We start from the raw sequence: 16,748 nt of genomic DNA on the forward strand, positions 1-16,748 counted from the left end.
AACGATACTTAAACCAAGGCAGGAGGCATTCGAAGTGAGAACGATTCAATTGGGGACAAGCTCGCTCGAGGTACCCGTAATCGCGGTCGGCTGCATGCGCATTAATTCGCTGGAGAAGGCGGAGGCCGAGCGCTTCGTGCAAGCGTCCCTCGAGGCGGGCGCGAACTTTTTCGATCATGCCGACATCTATGGCGGCGGAGCTTGCGAAGAAATTTTTGCCGACGCCATCCATATGAACGACGATATTCGCGAGAAAATCATTTTGCAGTCCAAATGCGGCATCCGCAAGGGCGCGTTCGACTTTTCCAAGGACCATATCCTGACCTCGGTCGACGGCATTCTGAAGCGCCTGAAGACCGACTACCTGGACATCCTGCTGCTCCACCGCCCCGACGCGCTCGTCGAGCCCGAGGAAGTCGCCGAAGCGTTCGATAAGCTGGAGAGCTCCGGGAAGGTCCGTCACTTCGGCGTCTCCAACCAGAAGCCGATGCAGATCGAGCTGCTCAAGAAGCACGTCAAGCAGCCGCTCGTGGCGAACCAGCTGCAGCTGAGCATCACGAACGCCAACATGATCTCGAACGGCGTCAACGTGAACATGGAAAACGAGTCCGCGATCGACCGCGACGGCAGCATCCTGGACTATTGCCGCCTGAACGACATTACCGTTCAGCCTTGGTCGCCGTTCCAGTACGGATTCTTCAAGGGCGTGTTCCTGGACAACGAAGAGTTCCCGGAGCTGAACGCGAAGATCGACGAGATCGCCAAGAAGTACGAGGTCAGCAACACGACGATCGCGATCGCCTGGCTGCTCCGTCATCCGGCGCGCATGCAGCCGGTCACCGGCACGATGAACATCGAGCGTATCCGCGACTGCGTCAAGGCGAGCGACGTTCATCTGACGCGCGAAGAGTGGTATGAGATTTACCGCGCGGCGGGCAATATTCTGCCTTAATCGCCGCCTGCGTGCTGCCCCGGTCCTGACGGATCGGGGCTTTTTTGCGCATCCAACCGCGGAAAAACGGCCGCCGGCACAGAGCCCGGCGGCCGTACTCGTATGTGCTTACTTGACTTCGTTCAGGCGCTCCTCGAGACGATCCCACGTCTCGGAGATGCCCTGCAGCATGCCCATGTCCATGACGGTCTTGAGCGCTTCCGCGGACGCGTATTCGCTGCGGCTGACGAGCTTCGTACGGCCGCCCTCGTCGATGAACTCCATCGTGACCAAAGTCGACGGCAACGCTTCGTTCGAACCGCCTTCGGCATCCGAGAAGTAATCGGTATAGACGATCTTCTCCCCGTCTACCATTTCCTTATAGATGGCTTTGCCCCAAGATTCCATGCCGTAAAACTGGCCTTGGTTCTCATCGATACACTTCATGCAGTAGTGCCAAACGCCACCCGGCCGGAAGTCGACGTTGCATACTGGAAGCTCCCAGCCCCGCGGTCCCCACCAGCGCTTCAGATGCTCGGCTTCCTTGAACATTTTGAACACGAGCTCGCGCGGCGCGTCGAATACGCGCTCCAGCACCAGCACCCGATCTCCTTCTACTCTCGAAGCCATGGCATTATTAGACATTGTAAATTCCTCCTCGATTCCATTCGTTATTTAGGTTCTTCCGTTCGTTCGGTTCGTTCCTTGTCCTGCAATTCCCGCAAGTAATCGTCCAGCTTGTCGTACCGCTCTTCCATCATGCGGCGGAAGGTGCCCAGCCACGTATCCATCGCTCGGAACGGTTCGGGCCGCAGCTTGTAAATCCGCCGGTTGGCGTCAGCCTTCGCTTCTACGACCCCGGCCTCCCCCAGCACCTTCAGATGCTTGGAGGCTTGGGGCTGCCGCATGCCCAGCCGTTCGGCGATCTCCCCTACCGTGAGGGGGCCGTCGCGCAGCAGCTCGACGATGTGCATGCGGTTCGGTTCGGCCAGCGCGCCGAGCGCCGCCATGTCCATGCCCGGTCGATGTCCCGACATGTCGTTCACCTCTTCAGCGTGTGATCTCCCGGGAGTCTCATCTCCTTCGTCTTCAGGTTATCTTCCTGATGAGTTAAATATACACCACCAGGAATATTCCTGTAAAGGAATATTTAAAAGAAATTTAAAGCCGCCCTGTGCGGCGGCTTCGTGCGCGGCAAAGCGCGGGGGTTGCGGGCGCTAGATAACGCTTAACCGCGGTGCGCGACGCAGTCGATCTCGACGAGCGCGTTTTTCGGCAGCTTGCCGACCTGGACCGTAGCGCGGGCAGGCAGCACGCCACCGTCGAAGTAGCTCGCGTAGATCTCGTTGACCTTCGCGAAGTCGTCCATGCTGTCCAGGAAGATCGTCGTCTTCACGACGTCGCCGAGCGAGAGGCCGGCTTCTTCGACGACAGCCTTCAGGTTTTGCAGCACGCGATGGGTCTGCGCTTCGATGCCGCCCTCGACGATCGCGCCGGTGGCCGGGTCGAGCGGGATCTGGCCGGACGCGAACAGGAAGCCTCCTGCGAGCACGGCTTGGGAGTACGGCCCGATCGCGGCTGGCGCCTGGGCGGTTGATACAGCTTGGTTCATTAGCGGGATGCCTCCTCGATACTTCGTTAAGTGAGCGCCTTCGGCTGCCTGCGGACGTTCCGCTCGGGAGCGGCGCATGCTCTCCCTTCCATCCTATATGCCCGGCGTGCTTCGCGCAACCTCAGTGGTGCATGTCCTCCATATTGGCTGGCCCGCGGTCTGGCTGGGGCAAAGGGGTGTTGGACAGCGCCACATCTCGGGGACGCGGCGCCAGCCGAGTTGAAGAGACGCTCTACAGCGTCACATCGCTTGGCCTCGGCACCAGACGAGGCAAAGAGGCGCTCTACAGCGCCACATCACTAGGCCCTGGCACCAGACGAGGCAAAGAGGCGCTCTACAGCGCTACATCGCTGGACCGCGGCGCCAGCCGAGGCAAAGAGGCACTCTACAGCGTCACATCGCTAGGCCCCCCGCACCCGCCGAGGCGGATTTTGCTGGGCATATCGGCTCTGCCGCATAAAGAAGCCGCCTATTGAAGGCGGCTTGTTAGAAAATAGTCCCTTATGCTGCTCACGTTCGCACCTAGCTGCGCATGCTTGCTTTACGCCCGTGCCCGCTCCTCGAGCGCGAACCGGAACATCTGCTCGAACAGGAGGAAGTGGCAGTCGAGGATCTCGTCCGGCGTGAAGCGGAGTCCCGGCCCGTCGATGCCCATGTTGGACTCGTACGTCATGCTGAGGCCCCCGCATACTTGATGGACCGCGGTGGTCAGGTTGAACGACGGATAAGGGTACGTTTCCCCATCCTGCACCATCTGCTCGACCACGTCGAACGGCAGCCCCCGCACGCGGTGCGCCTCCGCCATCCGGAGGTTGAACGCCTGCTGTCTGCGCTTGACGTCGACCGGCAGATAAGGGATCCACGGGAAATGAACCGCCGTGTCGGCGCCCCCGTGAAGCGACATGTGGAAATCGACCGCCTCGCGGTCCGCCAGCCCGAGCAGCGCGGCCGACTCCTTCGCCATCGGCGCGAAGAAGTTGTCGTGCATCATATTGACGCCGTCGTCGTTGAAGTAAGAGCCGAGGAACGCCGAGGCTTCCTTGATCGGATGAACCGCCTTGCAATCCGGCCACCGGCAGAGGGAGCCGTCCTTCCAAGAGCCCTGCATATAATAAACGAACTGCTCGTACGGCACGCCGATCAGCGAATCGACCGGCAGACGCGCCCGGCCGTCGGGATTCATGCAGGGAATGAGCAAGAGACGGAAGCGGCTCGCGTTTTCATAAAGGTAATCGTACCGCCTTCCCCGGTAATCCTCGCCGGTCTCGAGCAGACGGATCAGGTTCATGACGCCGACGATGCCCTCGAGCTCTCCGCCGTGCACGCCGCCGACGATGAGGAGCACGGGTCTCGCGTCCTCGCCCTTGTTCGCGTACTTCGACGGATCCCGCGCGCCGCAGGCCGAGCTGTAGTTCGCCTGCCGGCCAAAATCCTGCTTGTCGCCGTACTCGGCCAGATAGACGTCGCGGCCGCCCGCGGACGACGTCAGCACGCTCGCTTTGCCGAGGTTCAGATTCGCCATCGCGTCCTCGATATCCGTCAGCTTCCCTTTCCAGAACGTTGCCTCCAAGATCGATTCCTCCTGCGACCGTTGTCGTAAGCGCTGTTTTGGTCTTCTGTATTATGCAGGCGCACCGGGGAAGGCGCTATCCATTTTCCGCTTCATTTTTGAACTTTTCAGCGATGGCCGTTTTTTAGACGGTCCAGGCCGACCTGGTACGCGTCGATGAGCTTCTGGGCGCCCAGATTGAACAGTCCCTCCAGAAAGCCGTCCCATTCGGACATCGGCGTCTCGCCCATAACGAACTTGACGACCGACGTCTCGTAATACTTGTTGACCGCCTCCTCCGTGAGCACGATCGCGCTGCGCTCCTCGGGGGTGAGCGGCGGCAGCGCGTTCGTGACCGGATACTGGTACTTCTCCGCTTCGGCGTAGGCGTACCGCTCGTTGTCGCTCATAAGCGACTTGGTCGCCTCGAAGTCGGCGCGTCCGTAGGCGCCCGTCGTGAATACGCCCAGCTCCTTGCGCAGATCGTTCGGCTCCTCGAACCGCGGCAGAAACTTGCGCTTGCCGTCCACGATCTCGTAAGTCTCGCCCTCCTTGCCCCAGCTCAGCAGATCCTTGCCTTCGTCCGAGTAAATGAAGTCCAGGTAACGCAGCGCGGCGTCCAGATGCTTGGTCCGGGAAGATACGGCGAAGCCGTATTCCTCATAGGCGGCGTTCGGAATATAGGCCCTGTCGCCATAGCCGACCGGCGGCGCCATGAATTTCAGGTGCGCGCCGCCCTTCAACTGCGCGTTCATGATCTCGATCTGGCCGATGAATTGGATCGTCATGAACGACTTGCCCGTCGCCATGAACTGCGTCCACGCCTTGTAGTCGATCGAGAGCCAATCCGGCGGCGTCAGGCCCTCCTCGTAGAACCGGTTCAGGTCTGCCACCAGCTTCTTGAAGCCGGGATCGGTTACGCCGTATTTGATCTTGCCCGTCGACGCGTCTTCGTAAAAGAAGGGATAGACGCCGTACGCCGGCGCGAAGTACTTGAGCGTATTGACGCCGTGACGGAAGGCGAACGGATAGCTGTCGGGATACAGCGCCTTGAGCTTCTTGGCCGTATCATACATCTCGTCCCACGTCTTGGGCGCCTCGAGTCCGTGCTTTTTGAAGATATCTTCGCGGTAAAAGTAGACGGTCTGGATACCCGGTCCCAGCCCGTCGTTCAGCACGTTGTAGATCTCGCCACCGGGAGCGGCGATGCGCGCGGCGATGTCCGGCCGCGAAGCGAGGAACGCCTTCAGATGCGGCATTCTGTCCATATACTTGGACAGATCGAGAAACGCGCCCTGCGGACCGTACTTCGGGACGTCCGTCGGGAAGACGGACATCAGGTCCGGCATGTCGCCCGAAGCGATGGCGAGCGCGAGCGATTCGGGACCGGTCTGCAGCTCCTGCTTGATCGTGATGTTCGTCTTCTCTTTGATCCACTTCCATACGGCCCAGTCTTCCTTGACGGGAGCGGCGGACGTAGCGTCCGTCAGCAGGCGCAGCGTCGACGGATCGGAGGACGAAGCGGAAGAATCGGACGAGGAGCCGAAGCTCGGCGACGAACCGCCCGTGGCCGCCAAGCTCGAGCCGGCATCCGAGCCGTCGACGCCGCTGCCCGAGCAAGCGGAGAGAAGCGCGGTTATGACCGCCAGAGCGGCCGCAGCGGGAATGGCGCGCTTGCCGATTTTCGGCTTGCGGATTGACGACAAAGGTAACGCACCGTCCTTTCTCGATCGTATTTTTGGCGCCGCAGCCAAAATCGGGAGAGCCCTCGGCGGCGCAGCGCCGCTCCGGGCTTCCCGATTCGAGGATTGGTCGAAGCGAGTTGTCGTGGACTATAGCTACAGCGGCACCTCTGGCTCGTCCGCAATATCGAATGCGCCGCTGTCGGCTGCACCGCCGTGAGTACCGTTGAACGTATAAGTTACCGGCAGCAGCTCCTTGTGCGCGATTCCGGCTGCGTCCGTCGTGCCGAAGGTCCGCCAGCCGCTGGCGTAGAAGCTGATCTGACCGCCTTCGACCGGATTCCCCTGGCCATCCTTAAGGCTAACCGCGACGTTCACGGTCGCGAAGACGACGTTCGCGTCAGTCCCGGCATTCTGCGGCTTGCTCAGATTCGCGCCTTCGTACGACACGTTAAATGTATAGTTTACGGGCAGCAGCTCCTTGGACGCTTCGCCGCCGGTCACGGTGCCGAACGAATGCCAGCCGTCCATGTAGTAGCTCGCTGCGCCGCCGTCCAAAGGATCGCCCTTGCTATCCTCGAGCCTAACTTTGACGCTCGCGGTTTGGAAGACGACGACGGGGTCGGCGCCGATGTCCTGCGCCTTGCTCTGGTAAGCGCCTGCGTACGTCATGTTGAACGTATAATTGCCGGGCAGCAGCTCTTTGCGGGCCTCGCCGCCGTTCGCGGCGCCGAAGGTGCGCCAGCCGTCCGCGTAGTAGCTGACGTCGCCGCCTTCCAGCGGCTGGCCCTGGCTGTCCTTGAGACGTACCTTCGCCGCGACGGTCTGGAAAACGATCGTGGCGTCGCTCCCCGTATTTTGGGCCATATTCTGACGAGTGCCCTCGTAGGACATCGCGAACGTATAATTGCCGCTCGGCAGCGCCTTGCTGACCTTGCCCGAAGCGTCCGTGACGCCGAACGGCTTCCACCCGCCGTCGTAGTAGCTTACCGTGCCGCCCGCGAGCGGCTGTCCGGCGCTGTCTCGCAGCCGCACGGTCGCGACCTGCGCGGCCTGCGCGGCCGGGACTGCGTCCGTCTTGTACATCGTCGCATAATCGAACTGATAGACGCCCGTAAAACGCCCAGGCTTGAAGACGAACGCATTCAGCTGGGAGACAGCCGCGTTGTTGTAGAAGTTGATGCCGGTCAGGCGATAGATCCCGGCTTTCTTATCCACCGTGCCCGGCGCGCCCGTGCCCGCATAGCTCTTCCAGGCGTCCGCCTGCATCGAGATATCGTACTTTTTGGCGTCCAGGTCCACATCGAAGCGCAGCGTGATCCATTGGTCGCGCGGCAGCGTCAGGTCGGTCACGAACTTAACGGCGGTGTTCGTGCCGCCCTCGGTCTTCCAGTATCCGAACGTCCCGTCGGAGAAAGTCAGGAACCGAGCGACATCTATATCGGATCCGCCGAGATTCAGGTCGAAGTTCCCGAAGTCGGTCGTCAGCTTGCTGTACTTGAACCGGGTCTCGAACGTGACCTTGCCGCCCAACGGGGTCGTTTTCTTCAGCACGATCGGGCTGTACCCGTATTCGTCGGCCGCCGTATTATAGTTGTCCGTCACTTTAAGCGCCTTGCCGCCGAGATCCGCCAGCGCCGCCGTCTCCACGGTCGTAGTCGCGCCCGCCTTGTGCGTGATCGTCCAGCCGTTGCCGGTAGACACCGGACCCGTCGTCCACTCGTCGAAGGTCTCATAGTACTCGCCGCCCGCATTCGCGGCCGGCAGCGTCAGCGTCATCGCCGGGCCGTCCTCCGACTCGTTGCCGAGCGCATCCTTCGCTTCGACCTTGAATGCGTAGGCGCCGCCCGCCTGTAGGCCGATCGCGTCGTACGTGACGCCGACGACCGAGGCGATCTTGGTCAACGCGCCGCCCGGCAGCTCCTGCCGGTAGACCGAATAGCTCGCCGCGGGGCCGGATTCGTCGATGGCGGGATCCCACGCCAGCTTCACCGCGTTCGCAAACGCGTGCTCGGCACGGAGCGCGGCGGTCTCGCTCCAAACGGGCGGCGTCATGTCCGTCATCGTCACGCTGACGGCGGCGCTAGCTAGCGACCGGTTGCCGCTCGTATCAATGGCGCGCACGGTCAAAGCGTAGGTCTGGCCCGCCGTCAGGCCGTCGACCGTGGCGGTCAGCATGCCGGCCGGCACGGTCTTCTTTTGCACGCCGTTGACATAGACGGCGTAGCTGTCGATGCCGGCGTTGTCGGTCGAGGCGGTCCAGCCGATCGTCGCCGTCGCGGCCGTCTGCGATAGAAGCTGCACGCCGCCCGGCGCGCTCGGCAGCGTCTCGTCGTCGCGGACCTCGACGAGCCCGATCCAGTCGAGGTTCAAGCCGCCGGCTTCATGCCACATCGTAATATCTACGGGACCTGCCGCGAGCTGCTGTCCGGTATGAATCCGCAGCCCCTTCCAATTTTCGGGGAGCGACCCCCAATCGACGGTTTTCGGCGCCTCGAAGTAATAAGCCCCATCGCCGACCTTCGCGTAACGTCCCGCTCCCACGCCGGGCGCGATCTGATCGCCGGTCGCGTATTTGACGACGAGATCGTACGTGCCGGCCTTAGGTACGTTTAACGTCCACTTCGCCCATTGTCCGCGCTGGCTCCAGTCTCCCAGGCCGGTGCCTCCCGACAGGAATGCGCGCGTCGTGTATTTCAGGAACGACTTGCCTCCGAAAGCGTTGAAGGCCTCGGCTTCCTGCCAGAGAATCGGGAAGGTGTCGCGCTTCGCGTCCGGATCGTTCCACAGGTTCGCCGCGGTCGCTCCGCCGCCCCCCACCGAGCTGAGCTTCAGCGTCCCACTCGTATCCCCGTTCACGAGGATCGCGGCATTGTCCTCGAGATACGTGCTGCCCGGCTTGCCGTGTCTGGCGAACATAAACCCGGCCGGCGCTTCCTCCACCGTATACAGGCCGGATGGATTGCTCAGCTTGCCCCAGGCAACCGGCTGTCCTTCGGTGTCGCTATGCCGCTCCAACGTCACCGTGCCCGGCACGCCGTCGATCTCGGTCTCTAGCGTCACCGGCGTCATCGCCTCAGGCACCGGCGCATCGTTCAGCTTGAACGCCCGCTGTCCGCGTTCAACGCGAATGTTCAGCGTATCGCCCGCCATCGCCCAGTGCACGCCGCGTTGGTCCATGGCCGCCTGTACGGCGCCGCCCTGCAGAATCTCCGCGCCGGTCTCCTCCGCGCGGAGCGCCGTCGTGCCCGGCGCATGCACGGCCACCTGCATATCGGCAAGCCCCGATACGGACAACCGGTCGCCTCCGTAGACGATCGTCGCCGGCCGATCGCTCTCGATGACCGTGACGCCGTCTACCGTCAGCTTCGTGCCGCCGACGAGCAGCGCTGTGTCGCCCTTGATCGCGGCCGCCGTCCCGTTGAACTGGACGTCGCCCGCGTCGATCTCGCCGGTGCCCGTCAGGCGCACGTAGACGACGGATTCGTCGGCGAAGGTAAGCTTGATATAATCGCCGTGATTCTCGGCGTCGACCGTGTGAGGCGCGCCGCTGCGCTCGTAGGCTTCCATCGTGGACACGATGGTCGTCGCGTTCGTCTTCGGCGTGACGAACGCCGTATGCTTCTGCGCTTCGGTCGCGTACTTGCCCGTAGGCTGGTGCGCAAGGCCGTCCTGCCCGATGAACTGGTCTTCGATCGGCTGCGCCGTCAAGCCGGACGGCGTATACAGCTTGACCTTGAGGCCTGCGCCGCCCTTCAGGATCGTCGCGCCGGATTGGTCGCCGTCGATCTGCAGGTCGTCCTCGGCGTGCAGCCGCCACTCGAACTTGGCGCCCGCCGGATCGGCCGTCGCCAGCTTGTCGACGACGACGAACGTCGACGGCCGCACGTAGATGATGCTGCGGTCAGCCTGCGTGAGCACGCCCGCGTAGGCCTTGGATGCATCGCCGCTCGTCGCGTCGAAGTCGGGATGCGCGACGAAGCCCGTGATCTTGCCGTCGGCGTCGATGCTATTGATGGGCTGACCCTTTTTGCCGTCGTACGTGATCGCGTTCGAGGCGAGCGTCTGCTTGCCGTAATTCTTGTCGTGGTCGGTAAAGTATTCGTCGTAAAAGCCGCTCTCGATCACCAGCGATTCGCCGAACGCCTTCACCACGAAACTGTTCTGGTCCGCATGGCTATGGTTAAAGCTGCCGAAGGGACTGGACTTGAAGAACAGGGAGACGCGCTTCGGATCGTAAAGCTCGGAGTGCATGGCGACGACGCCGATGTCCTCGAACCACTTGGCGTCCGGCAGATCCACCGGCGGCATCTCGCCCAGATCGTCGTCTCCGTAGAAATAGTTGGCGAGCTCGTCGCCGATGGGCGAACCGATCGCCTCCGCCTCCCACTTGAGCCTCGAGTCGCCATAGATCTGCGAGAGACGGTTCAAGATGGTTACGCTAGGGTAGCCCGGATAGTCCTCGCTGCCGTCGCCGAACACGCCGCCCGGGCTGCTGTGCGGGAAGGCGTAGAGCGGGTACAGCCCCTCGTTTCGAGAATAGGCCTTGTCGTAAAGGTTGAAGCCGCCCGCGCTCAGCAGGACGTCCATGAACTCCTTGCTGAACAGGGACGACCACTGCCAGTAGCCCGTGCCCTGCGACCAGCCGCCGTCTTCGCCGCCCCAGGGAGGCAGAAGGTTGATGAAGGCGGGCACGATCTGGCGGAACCACTGCTCCGCGGCCGGCTCGTCGTGCAGCAGCGCCGTCGCGATGACGCCCATGTAGCCGAAGGCCGTCCATCCATGCGAATCGTACGGGTTTTTCCAGATCGTGTGGGTGTCGATCAAGTCGCTCACCATCGTATTCGTCCGCTCGACGATCATATTCCGCACGGTCTGCCGCTCCGTCTCGGACAGCAGATCGTAGATCCAGTCGTAGGCCGTCGCAGACTTGAGCGCGATGTAACGGTGAACCTGATCGTTGATGACGTAGCTGGTATCGCCGTCCGGATCCCAACTCGCGATGCTGAGCAGCCTCTCCTTGGCGTCCGCGCCCGCGTCCGCCCGGCCCGTCACGAGGTAGATGAAGGCCGCGTCCAGCATCTTGCTCACGATGGCATCGGATTCCGCGCGGAATTTGGACAGCGCTTCAATGTACGCCGTATCCCGCGGGTGGGACGAATCGAACGGAAAGTCCGGCTGGGCCGGCGGACTCAGCGGAATGTTGGCTTCGACCGTCACCAGCTTCTTGTCGTAGGTCTCTTTGCCGATACCCGTCTTCAAATCTTGGAACTCGTCCAGCGTATCGTCGGTCGTCCAGATCCGCGGGTGGCCCGTCGTAACCTGTTCGATGATATCCTCGATGGGAGGTACGGGGAACGGCATGTTCTGCTCCTCTATGCGGAACCTTCTGACGTCGCTCCATTCCGACCAGCCGTCCGCCGGCTTGTGATACTTGACGCGCCAATACCAGGTGCCGGCATCGAACGCGTGCGGGAAATTATAGTAGTTGACCGTCAACGCGTCATTTTCATAGACGACGTCGGCCACCGAGCTGCTGCGGCTGACCTGCAGGTCGTAGCCATCCGCGCCCGGGACCGCCGGCCAGTGAAAGTCCGGCGGATTCTGCGTCGTGACGAGTCCGTCGCTTGGTCCGAACGGCATATTGGTGCCGTCGAGCACGGACGCGGGCCACCCCGTGGCGGCTGCGGCAGGCTGGACAAAAGGCCATCCGCCCAGGCAGCCGAGCAGCATCGCAAGCGCCATCGCGCCGGCGATCCTTCTTCTGAAGCGCCGTCCCATGAGCTGTGCTTGAAACATCAACCATCATCTCCTTTGTTTATGTATTCGCTTACATTTTAGGGCAGGCTTCGCTCGCCGGTAAATCGGCTGAATTGTCGCACCATCGACTTCTTCTCGATTTTCCGGTAAAAGTATTAGGCAATTGAAAAAAGCCCAGGGTGACTTGGGGTGGCGGAGCGAGAGTAGACCGTGGCGCGTTCCTGTGGGGGTTTACGGCGGCGTGGGCTAGGCGTGAACGTGCGTGAACGTGAGCTCGTTCTTGGACGGGCTGCGCAGCGGACCTGGTTCCGTTATTCTAGCGTGTCATGCGAACATCGAGGTGCTCGCGGACCGCGGTTCCGCTATTTCCTCCGGATGAGGCTCGAAACGCCGCTTTTACACGAAATAGCGTCACCTGTGTCCGATAACTCTCCAAAACGCCGTTGTTGGCGCAAATAACGGATCCTGGGTCCGCGCGCGGGAGGCGAGCCTCCTGTGCCAGTACGTCATTGCGTGCAACTACAACTCAATCGGCTTGATGCCAAGCAACGACAGCCCTGGACTGAAAATAAAGTCCTGGGCTGCCGCTATCATATAAATTGAACTTATTCGGTTTTTTCAAATCCATAATCCCGTTCGACCTTACAAATTCTTGTTTTATAAGTGAGGTACCAATCAGATATACCCTTGCGTTGGGCGAGTAAATGTCGTTCGTTTTGTTTCCATTTTTGTATCGCTTCTAACGACTCCCAATAAGATACAGTAATGCCTACGCCTTCTCTAGCGCTCTCCACGCCTAGAAATCCAGGTTGGACGGACGCGAGTTTTTCCATTTCATCTGCCATTTCCGCATATCCGTTATCCCCATCCGTTCGTTCGGACGTAAAAATCACTGCATAATAGGGCGGTTCCGGGGTATTGACGATTCCGCTCATGTCAGTACCTCCTATAGGTGTCTTAACTTTTCCGGATTGGCGACCGTATAGATCGCTTCGATCTTCTGATTTTTATAAGCAAAAGAATAAACGTATTTCACCTCATCGCCCAGACGTATAAGGATTCCGGGGAGCCCATTCACCGGAAGGAACGAGAACGTCAATTTACCCGCATGCATGAGGATCGCGTTTTGATGCAGCTTCAGCACGTTCTCGAATCCGACGACAGGCACTTGCGCCGCTCTTACTTTGCCTCCGCCGTCCGAGTAGAGCACGACGTTTTCGCTTACCAGTTCAAGAAGCTTCGTCGTATTTCCTTGCAGCAGCGAATTCACGAACTCTTTGATCTTATCCTCCGCAACGGAAACCGACGGCTGCTTATCCGGGTCGAAATGGATGCTTTTTTTGGCGCGGTGGAATATTTGCCGGCAATTCACGCTGCTTTTCCCGACGATATCGGCAATCTCGTCAAACGAATAATGAAAAATCTCTCGAAGAAGAAAAACCGCCCTTTCCGTTGCGCTCAATTGCTGCAGAAGCAGAAGATAAGCCGTGGAAATCGACTCCGACCGCAAATATCGATTAGATGGATCGATGTCCGAAGCCCCCTTTTCGAGCAGGGGCTCCGGAAGCCATGGGCCGACGTACATTTCCCGCTTTCTGGCCGACGAGCGCAGAAGATCAAGACAACGATTCGTTACGATTTTATATAGGAATGCCCGTTCGTTATGGATTGTCCCGGCGTCGTTCATTCCGTCATAGCTCAAAAAAGCATCCTGTACGATATCTTCCGCATCCATGACGCTGCCGAGCATTCGATAGGCTAACGAAAACAGCTCCGTCTTATGACGATTATATAACTCCTCTGTGTTCATTAAAGCCATTCCTCTCCTTACGCTCAAGGGAGAGCATGTGTTGTACGGCTCTTCTGGCGCTTGCCGTCGCGGCATCGACCAATACTTCACCGTGCGACGCCCATTCTCCTGCTACATATAATCCTTGTATTTCCGGAACGGCGGGTCCGGGATTCTCATGACGTTTCAGATGCATAAAGTCGTGACAAACGGTCATTTTCGGAAGGTATTGCTTGACGATCAATTCTTCCCGCCATCCCGGCTGCATCAAATCCAGCACGCCCTCCAGTTCTTGCAAATCTTTATCCGGGTCCGATTCTTTCCCTTGGTACTTAATGAGCGATATGACTTGGGCGCCATCGTCGCTTAGATAAGCCGCACGCGAATAATTGCTAAAGAGCACGGTCTGATCGATCCCGTAAGCAAATTGTTGTTTGGGCTCGGGAAGTCGCTTCAAAGCCACATCCAAGCAGGCCGCGTTGACCTCAATCGCTTGTTGTTTCCAGGTATGAAGGGAGGTTTTTTCCGCAAAAGGCACCAACTCATTGGCGATAGCAGGCGATGTGGCAAGGATAACATGGTCCGTATCGATTTTCGTTCCGTCTTCGCAGAGAACCTGCCGCACGATCCCGCCACGGGTATCGATGGACGAGACTTTGGTATTTGTTAAAAATCGCACGCTCAGGTCGGATGCCTTTTTGCGCAATTCCTCGATCAATTCTCCCCAGCCGCGATCCAGGTACAACGCGCCGTTAAGGGCATTCTGCAGCTGTTTCAATGCAGGACCCGCGGCCGGCAAATCCGGTCCGACTACATAACTGGCGGCACGAAGCAACGAATAAAAAATATTGCGCACCATGGGATCTTGCAAATTCCCTTCGACCCACTCGCGGATACTGATCCGGTCAAAATGACGCGTATCCGCTTTTTTAACTTTCATAAGGCAGGAAGCAAACTCCATCTTTCCTTTCCAAGACAACAGCGGGGTCGTAAACAAGGATTTCATATCCGAAGGCAAGGCGCTCAATTTCCCTTTCCAAATGCCGTAAGCGAACGAGGAAGGCCGCTTTCCTTGCAAGGTCAGCCCCAATTCCCGGAAAGTCGCATACGCATCTCCCTTATACAAGGAATGCGCGCCCAAATTGAAGTAGGCTCCTTTTTTCTTATTGGAAATGGCTCGGCCGCCTAAGCGATTCTGTTTTTCAATGACCACCGTTTGTTTCCCGGCTTTGGCTGCATAAATAGCAGCGGTTAAACCCGCAATCCCTCCGCCAACCACGACCACGTCAACCTTTTGCATCGCTCATCATCCCTTCGCAATTTTACCCGTATGACGGGGAAGGGATTTGAAGTGTGACAGGATACGCAAAAAAAAGGGAGCAGTTACCGCGGCGGCGAACTGCTCCTGGATTACTCGAATAACATCTTAACAAGGCGGTTGAAGCGCTGTATGCGAGCCGTCTCGCTATTATGCCGTAACCTCGGCGCCGTCCGCTTGCCCTTTTCGTCGATTTATGCACAAGATTCGCGCAGACGTTGCCGCACGACAAAAAGAGGACGCTCTCGCGTCCCCATTCGCCGGTGCATGGGCGTTTAGGCCTTGCCCAGGATTCCTTCTTTGAAAATGTTCAACAGATATTCGAGCGTCGTCGGATCGCTGTAGCTGGAAGCTTCGGTATCGATCTCGATGACATGGCCCGCCTTGACGGCCGGCATGTTCTTCCAGGTGTCCGTGTTCAGGGCGCCGTTGTCTCCGGTCGCGCTCCTGCTGAGGATGATATAATCGCCGGCGTACTCCGGCAGCACTTCGGTCGACAGCGTGTAATAGCCCGGGCCGAGCGCGTCCTTCTTGACCTTCTCCGGCATGCCGAGCCCCATCGCCTGGTACACGATCTCCGTGCCGCGGGCCCAGTTGTTGCCGAAAACGTAGAACTGCTTGTCGAACAATTCGAATACCGTCACGGTGACGTCCGCGCCCGCCTTCGCCTTGATCTCGGCGCCGATATCGGCTGCGCGCTTCGAGAAGTCGTCGGCCCAAGCCTGCGCTTCCTGCTCCTTGTTCAAGAGCTTGCCGATCTCGATCTGCTGCTTCAGGTAGTCGAGCTTGCCCCACGTGTAGACGACGGTCGGCGCGATTTCCTTGAGCTTGTCGATGTTTTTCTCGGTGCTGCCGACGATGATGAGGTCGGGGTTCAACTCAATGATCTTCTCCAGATTCTCGGCGGAGACGATCTCGACGCCCTGCACCTTATCTTTGAAAAGCGGGTTGCCTGCCGTCCATTGGTCGACGCCGACGAGCGTGCCGCCCAGCGAGAGGACGTTGGGCGCGCTGCTCAGCGCGATGATGCGCTTGGGCGCGGCGGGGACTTCGACCGGTCCGTTCTCGGATTCGTAGGCGATCGTGCCGGAGGCGTCGGCGCTCGCGGATGCGCCGGCCGACGGCGATGCCGATGCGCTCGCGGACGGCGAGGCGGATTCGCCCGCGCTCTGCGACGCGCCTGCGTTATTGTTGTTCGCGTTGTTGCCGCACGCGCTCACGACCAGCGCGAGCAGCAGAAACAACGGGGCCCACATTTTCTTTTTCATTGTTGGTTCGACTCTCCCTTTTCCGTTCATTCGATAATGATTATCAGTATCACTGATCTAACTATAGAGATGCCTTCCGTCAAAGTCAATACGGGCGCGGGGCAACTACTCGCCCCAAACGCTGCGTGTCTCAAAATAGTCATAATCTTGCCCATCGGATAGCCTGCGCCGGTCGACCGGCCGGAATCCGGCCTTCAGCAGCACGCCGCGGGAAGCGCCGTTCATGGGCTTCACGATGGCAGCCACCCGTTCAAGTTCGGTATGCCGGAATATAAATGCCCGTATGGCTTGGACCGCACTCGTCGCATAACCGCGGCCGCGATAGTCTTTGGAGACGGCATACGCCACCTCGCGGTCCGCCGGATCCAGAAGATCGTTCGGAAATACGCCGCACCAGCCGATCAGCCGTTCGTCCGCCTTGTGCTCGATCGCGAGCAGGATGCGCACGTCCGCCGGATCGAAGCGGCCGTAGCTGCCGATGACGAACGACAGGAAATCTGCCAGCTGTGCCTCGGTCATCGCCCAATCGGGCAGGAGATCGGTAATCTCGGTCTGCATGGTGAGCGCGCGCAGCGCGTCCAGATCCTGCGGCGCGAACGCGCGGAGGCGGATCGAATCGGTTTCTATCGTAAAGGAAAGCGTCATTTGGAAAGCACCTCGTCGGTTTATTGGTATTCGGCATTCGGCGCAAATCAAAAAGCGAAGCGCCTTAAAGAAAGGCACTCCGCAAGTATCGTTTGCATACTTGTCTTGAAGTCCCTTGTAACGGCTCATGAAGACGCACGTATCCCGTCTATGAAATCACGAGATTTTTTGCGCGTGCTTCGTCCATTACAAGG

The 16,748-nt window shown here is 59.6% G+C and carries 12 protein-coding genes; 1 reads left to right on the forward strand and 11 read right to left on the reverse strand.

The genetic code is table 11. The features are described from left to right. The first annotated feature begins 34 nt into the window (after positions 1 to 34). The gene (locus BM235_RS26570; protein WP_090117267.1) at positions 35 to 952 is read left to right on the forward strand and encodes an aldo/keto reductase; all 918 of its coding nucleotides are present in this window, start codon (positions 35 to 37) and stop codon (positions 950 to 952) included. 108 nt (positions 953 to 1,060) lie between these two features. On the opposite strand, the gene BM235_RS26575 is transcribed toward BM235_RS26570, so the two are convergent. From BM235_RS26575 to BM235_RS26625, 11 genes are all read right to left on the reverse strand, one after another. After that, the gene (locus tag BM235_RS26575) at positions 1,061 to 1,576 is read right to left on the reverse strand and encodes an SRPBCC domain-containing protein (protein WP_090117268.1); all 516 of its coding nucleotides are present in this window, start codon (positions 1,574 to 1,576) and stop codon (positions 1,061 to 1,063) included. 26 nt (positions 1,577 to 1,602) lie between these two features. Beyond that, positions 1,603 to 1,968: an ArsR/SmtB family transcription factor gene (locus BM235_RS26580; protein ID WP_090117269.1), complete on the reverse strand. Its 366-nt coding sequence runs from the start codon at positions 1,966 to 1,968 to the stop codon at positions 1,603 to 1,605. A gap of 191 nt (positions 1,969 to 2,159) precedes the next feature. After that, positions 2,160 to 2,543 carry a RidA family protein gene (locus BM235_RS26585; protein ID WP_090117270.1) on the reverse strand — a complete coding sequence of 128 codons (384 nt, stop codon included), beginning with the start codon at positions 2,541 to 2,543 and terminating at the stop codon, positions 2,160 to 2,162. A 541-nt stretch (positions 2,544 to 3,084) separates the two neighbouring features. Further along, on the reverse strand, positions 3,085 to 4,113 hold the full coding sequence (locus BM235_RS26590; protein WP_090117271.1) for a M14 family zinc carboxypeptidase: 1,029 nt from the start codon (positions 4,111 to 4,113) through the stop codon (positions 3,085 to 3,087). A 107-nt stretch (positions 4,114 to 4,220) separates the two neighbouring features. After that, complete coding sequence (locus tag BM235_RS26595; RefSeq protein ID WP_158543797.1) at positions 4,221 to 5,798, reverse strand: extracellular solute-binding protein; 1,578 nt, start codon at positions 5,796 to 5,798, stop codon at positions 4,221 to 4,223. Positions 5,799 to 5,930: 132 nt separating this feature from the next. Continuing rightward, the gene (locus BM235_RS26600; protein WP_090117273.1) at positions 5,931 to 11,573 is read right to left on the reverse strand and encodes a DUF4962 domain-containing protein; all 5,643 of its coding nucleotides are present in this window, start codon (positions 11,571 to 11,573) and stop codon (positions 5,931 to 5,933) included. Positions 11,574 to 12,139: 566 nt separating this feature from the next. Next, complete coding sequence (locus tag BM235_RS26605; RefSeq protein ID WP_090117274.1) at positions 12,140 to 12,469, reverse strand: antibiotic biosynthesis monooxygenase family protein; 330 nt, start codon at positions 12,467 to 12,469, stop codon at positions 12,140 to 12,142. An 11-nt stretch (positions 12,470 to 12,480) separates the two neighbouring features. Beyond that, positions 12,481 to 13,344 carry an RNA polymerase sigma factor SigJ gene (sigJ, locus tag BM235_RS26610; RefSeq protein WP_090117275.1) on the reverse strand — a complete coding sequence of 288 codons (864 nt, stop codon included), beginning with the start codon at positions 13,342 to 13,344 and terminating at the stop codon, positions 12,481 to 12,483. Then, positions 13,322 to 14,623, reverse strand: a complete 1,302-nt coding sequence (locus BM235_RS26615; RefSeq protein WP_090117276.1) for an NAD(P)/FAD-dependent oxidoreductase — start codon at positions 14,621 to 14,623, stop codon at positions 13,322 to 13,324. Before BM235_RS26615 ends, sigJ begins: the two co-directional genes overlap by 23 nt. 293 nt (positions 14,624 to 14,916) lie before the next feature. Continuing rightward, positions 14,917 to 15,909: an iron-hydroxamate ABC transporter substrate-binding protein gene (locus BM235_RS26620; RefSeq protein WP_090117277.1), complete on the reverse strand. Its 993-nt coding sequence runs from the start codon at positions 15,907 to 15,909 to the stop codon at positions 14,917 to 14,919. A gap of 105 nt (positions 15,910 to 16,014) precedes the next feature. Beyond that, entirely contained in the window at positions 16,015 to 16,554 is a 540-nt protein-coding gene (locus BM235_RS26625) for a GNAT family N-acetyltransferase (RefSeq protein ID WP_158543798.1), read from the reverse strand. Between the last annotated feature and the right edge of the window lie 194 nt (positions 16,555 to 16,748).

This window comes from Cohnella sp. OV330, assembly GCF_900112065.1.
Taxonomy (GTDB): Bacteria; Bacillota; Bacilli; order Paenibacillales; family Paenibacillaceae; genus Cohnella.